Origin of the sequence: Aquisalimonas sp. (genome assembly GCF_007120195.1) — a bacterium.
In the GTDB taxonomy this organism is placed as follows: Bacteria; Pseudomonadota; Gammaproteobacteria; order Nitrococcales; family Aquisalimonadaceae; genus Aquisalimonas.
Genome location: NZ_SKOG01000192.1, coordinates 1 through 4,336 on the forward strand (window position 1 = coordinate 1; position 4,336 = coordinate 4,336).

The 4,336-nt window shown below is 64.4% G+C and carries 5 protein-coding genes; all 5 read right to left on the reverse strand.

From position 1 onward, the window contains the following. Positions 1-1,379: IS4 family transposase (locus QZT63_RS13720; RefSeq protein ID WP_366637078.1), on the reverse strand; the 1,379-nt coding region annotated here is incomplete at its 3' end. A gap of 221 nt (positions 1,380-1,600) precedes the next feature. Next, positions 1,601-1,825 (reverse strand): hypothetical protein, encoded by a 225-nt coding sequence (locus QZT63_RS13730; RefSeq protein WP_290652061.1) that lies wholly within the window; start codon positions 1,823-1,825, stop codon positions 1,601-1,603. Between the two features lie 410 nt (positions 1,826-2,235). Further along, the gene (locus tag QZT63_RS13735; RefSeq protein WP_290652057.1) at positions 2,236-2,940 is read right to left on the reverse strand and encodes a hypothetical protein; all 705 of its coding nucleotides are present in this window, start codon (positions 2,938-2,940) and stop codon (positions 2,236-2,238) included. Next, positions 2,924-3,595: a hypothetical protein gene (locus QZT63_RS13740; protein ID WP_290652058.1), complete on the reverse strand. Its 672-nt coding sequence runs from the start codon at positions 3,593-3,595 to the stop codon at positions 2,924-2,926. Before QZT63_RS13740 ends, QZT63_RS13735 begins: the two co-directional genes overlap by 17 nt. Before the next feature lie 116 nt (positions 3,596-3,711). Beyond that, complete coding sequence (locus QZT63_RS13745; protein ID WP_290652059.1) at positions 3,712-4,020, reverse strand: hypothetical protein; 309 nt, start codon at positions 4,018-4,020, stop codon at positions 3,712-3,714. Between the last annotated feature and the right edge of the window lie 316 nt (positions 4,021-4,336).

A 4,336-nucleotide genomic window follows, 5' to 3' on the forward strand; every position in this document is an offset into this window, starting at 1 on the left:
ACGGTGAGGGTGGTAAGCACGAACCACTCGATCGGCTTCTCGCCGTTCGGCGGCGCGTTCTCCACGGCATGGACCACGGTGATCGGGAGCTTGTCGCGTTCGCCGTTGCCTGGCCTGGGGTCTCGTGCGAGCTCGACACGCCGATAGCGCAGCGCCAGCTGCGCGGTGCGCGCCTGGCGTGCGATGTGCGCCTGGCGTTTGCCGCTCTTCGCTCGCGCGCTCTCTCCGGTGACGTCGATCTCGATGTGGCCGCAGGGCTTGGCAGCGCGCACCGCCTCGAACAGCCGCCCCTGCTTGTCGGGTCGGCGTCGGTTGTGCTTCGCGCGCACCACCAGCTCGACCTCGCTGGTGCGTTGCTGTTCGGCGAAGAGTTCGTAGAAGTCCGCCTCGCGGTCGAGAACGTGGACGAGGCGTGTCTTGGGCAGCGCTTCGGCCAGCGCCGCGCAATCGCGCAGGCCTTCGATCCAGCGGAAGCTCTTCTTCTCCTCGGCGGCCTGCGCCTTGCCCCTGCTGGGCTCGAGGGCATCGAAGCGGGTGCGCAACACCCCCAGCGGCAGCCCATCGCCCGTCACCGCCAGCGTCGAGTGCAGGTGCAGTCCCAGGCTCTGCGCACCGGTCTGATTGCCGCCGATCACCCCGAGCCCCGTCGTCTGTGGGCGGGTCGTGAAGTTCACATCCGTGCCGTCGGCAATACACAGCACCGTCGACTGCGCCTGCATCCGTCGCCGCGTACGCTGGCGGTCCGGGGCGAGGATGTTCTGCGGCGTCACCTCGGAGTCCGAGGGCTGATCGATGAGGCGGTAGTAGCCCTTCACCGCCGGCCAATCGTCCTTGCCCACGGCGGTGAAGGCGCGCATCGGTTCCTCGGCTTGGCGTCGGGCACTGTCCACCAATCGTCGACTCAGTCGCTTGTCGCCCAGCGGCGCACCGCCAAACTCGTTCTCCGCCCAGCACTGGCCGTCGAGGCCCTCGCCCGGCTGCAGCACTCCGTCGATCGGCGCCGGCCCCACACCGAGGCGCACCCGCCAATCGGCTTCGCGCTCGTAGAGATAGATCGCCTTAATCGTCTCGCCCACCGCATGAGCGCTGTCCTGGTGCCCCCGCCCGCAGCTTGTGCCGAGATGGCGCCAGTTCGCCGCCCGCAGGCTGACCCCCGAATGCGGGCGCTCGACAAACGTCTCGACCAGCCACACACGGTAACCATACCGGGCCTCGAAGTCCCCACCCAAGCGCCGCAGCACCCGTGCGAGCGCGTGCGAGGCCAAATCGCGGCAGGCCACCCCGGGGCGGACCAGAAAGCGGTTCAACCCCACCACCCGGTGAATCTGCGCCCCGCGCTGCTCGGCGTCCCAGCCGATCCAGCGATCGCGCGCGCAGATGCAGCGACGCGGCCGCGAAGCCGAACACCGTGAGCCAGCCGTGTACCGAGCCGATCAGGTAACGCAGCTGCGGGCCGACAAACGGTCCGAGCCCACGCGGATGCTCGCGCGCCATCAGCTCGTTCCAGATCGCGCGGTGCGCCGCGTCGTCGACCCGCACCACCTCGAGCCCTTCAAGCGCCCCCACCTCCGCCGGCACCCCATCGGCTGCCGGCACGGCCTCAGCCAATCGCCGGGGCTGCGCCGTGCCAGGGCAGCTGCGCGCCGCGGGCAGCACGATGCGCTCGCTGAGCGCGCCCGCGCGCATCGATGAAGCCGAACTCGGCGCAAAGCCGATCCGCGATCGCCGTACGATGCGCCTCGGAGGCTTCACCCAGCAACGCACGCACGCGCTCCAGCCCCTGCGGTCCGCTCAGTGTGCGCTTGATCTGGCTCTGCACCCACATGGCAGGCACAGTAACCGTGCGGCGGCCATTTGTTTAGCAGCAGATGTGGGTAAAGGGCAGAGCTAGACCCACTCGGCAGTTACCACAGTGCCAGATACGAACCCCGAGGGTGTCGGTATCAAGGCTGACAAGGCAGTAGCTAGCGATGTCCCGTAGAGAGCCATGATGCAGGCGGCCCTGTTCGCGCTTCAGGAGACCATTCACCACCCCCTCTGATAGAGGGGAAGGCTTAGCCAGTGCACGCTCAAGGACGGCATTTGCCCAATATCGCGCCAGTTCCACGCTGTTGGGTCCTTTCTCGGCCCCGTCTACCACAATCGCCAGGCACTGTTGGCCTCGTTGTGCAATCGCTGCGGCGTCACTGTTTCTGCTCCGTTCACAGCCACGTCGACCGAACCAAGTGACCCGCATCAGCGTCTCACCCTGGCCAGTTGTTCCAGTCGCTCGAACAGCAACGCTTCTCGATCCTGGTCTCCGGCCTGGCTTTGTACGGCATAAGCGAAGTTGTCATCGTCGAGGAGTTGGGTAAACTCGGCGGCAATGTAGTCTTGGAGATCGCTATCACTTCTCCGCACTTCATCCAGTAGCTCCGCTCGTCCATCCACGACGTTGAGGATGTCCTCAATATCGCGACTTTCGAGCGGATCACCATTTCCTCGCCCCTTGTAGGCCTCCAACTTGGTGGCGATGAATAACGGTGGGTTGACCACTCGAATGGTGAGATCCTCCCCCAAGGGGATTGGTGAGGCGGTCTCCAGGGCTTGGCAGTACCATATGTTGCTGAAGCCCAGCACTTCGGCGTCATCCGGCATCAAGTCTACACGCAGATGGTCCAGCTTCATGGCACAAACGGGCATATCGACATCCATCGACGAAGGTTCCCTGAAGCCGCGTGCCTTCAAGGTGTTTTTGAGCCGATACAGATCTGGGTAACCGATCACGTGCACGACCAGGTCAACGTCATCGGTGCTGCGCACCTGCTCCCGCGTGAAATCATCGGTAAGCAGAAGCCCGGTCGTACAACCGCCCACGAAGGCGACCTTCTCCCGCAGCTCTTCTCCGAGCGCCTGAGCCACATAGCGCAACATCGCGCGTTGGTCATCGAATTGGCTCACCACTGACTCCCAGATGCTCGGCCAATAGGCTGGCCGCCAGTTTGCTCTCGCGGGGCTGCCCAAGCCGGATGGCGTCTACCAAGGCCAACATGGCATACAGATTCCGGTCGCGGCGTACCGCATAGGGCGCGCTCTTGAACAGCGGTGCGACCGCCTGCCCCTTAGTGTTCCCCCTGGCGTCCGGCCAAACCATGGCCAGATCTCCCGAACTGAAAAGTCGCCCTTCCAGCACGGGGGCAGAGAAGGAAGTGGCTATGCCTCGGGTTATCTTGCCGGGACTGGCGGGAAAGACATAACGCAGCCCATGCACAATGAACTCGAACAGGGCTTTGGTATTGGCCCGTGGCACACCGGTCTCGCGATCCTTGCGCACCAGGCCGACCTCCAGGCAGCGCTGCAAGGCCAAGCTAACCTGGCTTTTACTGATGCCCGTCTCTTCCGCTAGAGCCCTGACGCTGTAACACGCCAGTAGGAGTTCGCTGCCCGAGAGTGAGGCTCCGTTCTCCGCAAGCGCGTCTTCTTCCTCAATCTGCCAGTCGCGCCAGTCATCCGGGAGTGACATATCCGCTTTTCCGCTGCGTCCCTCGGGGTCCTCTCTCTCCCGGTTGTTCAAAGCGACCAGCTTCAACAGCAGGCCGACATCTTGACTTTTCATACCATCTCTCATCGTACTGTCCCACGTCCCAGGACAAGGGACATGCTGAATGAGCTGGTAGGTAATTGTCAACAAGTTTGCGCTCGACAAACCCGAGCGCGCTATCCCTGGCAGCACTAGGCCACATCGACGATGCGCCAAGACAGCCGGACGGCTCCGTTCCAAGCACACGATGTTTCCGCCAACATTACCGACCGTCTGTCAAAAAAGGGGAGGCAGGCGAATACCTCCCGCTTCCGGGGCGCAAGCCAGATCTGCAGATAGTCCTTGGCGTCGCCTGGCGACTGCAACGCGGCGTGCTGGTCAAACCGCTGACGCAGCACCGCCAGGGCCTGCTCGACGAGGCGGTCATCCTGCTCCCGCCGGTGGGACCCGATCTCGGTCACCGCTTCGGCCACCTGATCGTCGAAGAGTTGCTGTTGCATGGGCGACTCCACAGTACAAAGCGGGAGGCACCCCCCCACGGGGAGGAGGTCTCCCCGCCGGGGTTGGTGAACTCAGGATCGACCGGCGCTGCCGGCGCCCCTCCTCCCGATCCGAAAGGGCTTCTCGGGGGGCCTGGATGCGCGCCAGGCAAGCGATGGAGGCGTTTTCCCGGAATCGCCGAACATGCCGCCGGCGTCTCCGGGAAAACGCCGGGGCACGAAGCCCCGGTGTCATTGCGTGAAATGGCCTTTACCATCCGCGATGGTTGAGGAGTAGCTCGGCGACGACGGCCGTGCGCTCCTCGTCGAGGGTGCG

Bases quoted from the DNA above. Each gene is read 5' to 3' on its own strand.
- QZT63_RS13740 (WP_290652058.1), bottom strand. From the start codon at position 3,595: ATGAAAAGTCAAGATGTCGGCCTGCTGTTGAAGCTGGTCGCTTTGAAC.
- QZT63_RS13745 (WP_290652059.1), bottom strand. From the start codon at position 4,020: ATGCAACAGCAACTCTTCGACGATCAGGTGGCCGAAGCGGTGACCGAG.
- QZT63_RS13730 (WP_290652061.1), bottom strand. From the start codon at position 1,825: ATGTGGGTGCAGAGCCAGATCAAGCGCACACTGAGCGGACCGCAGGGG.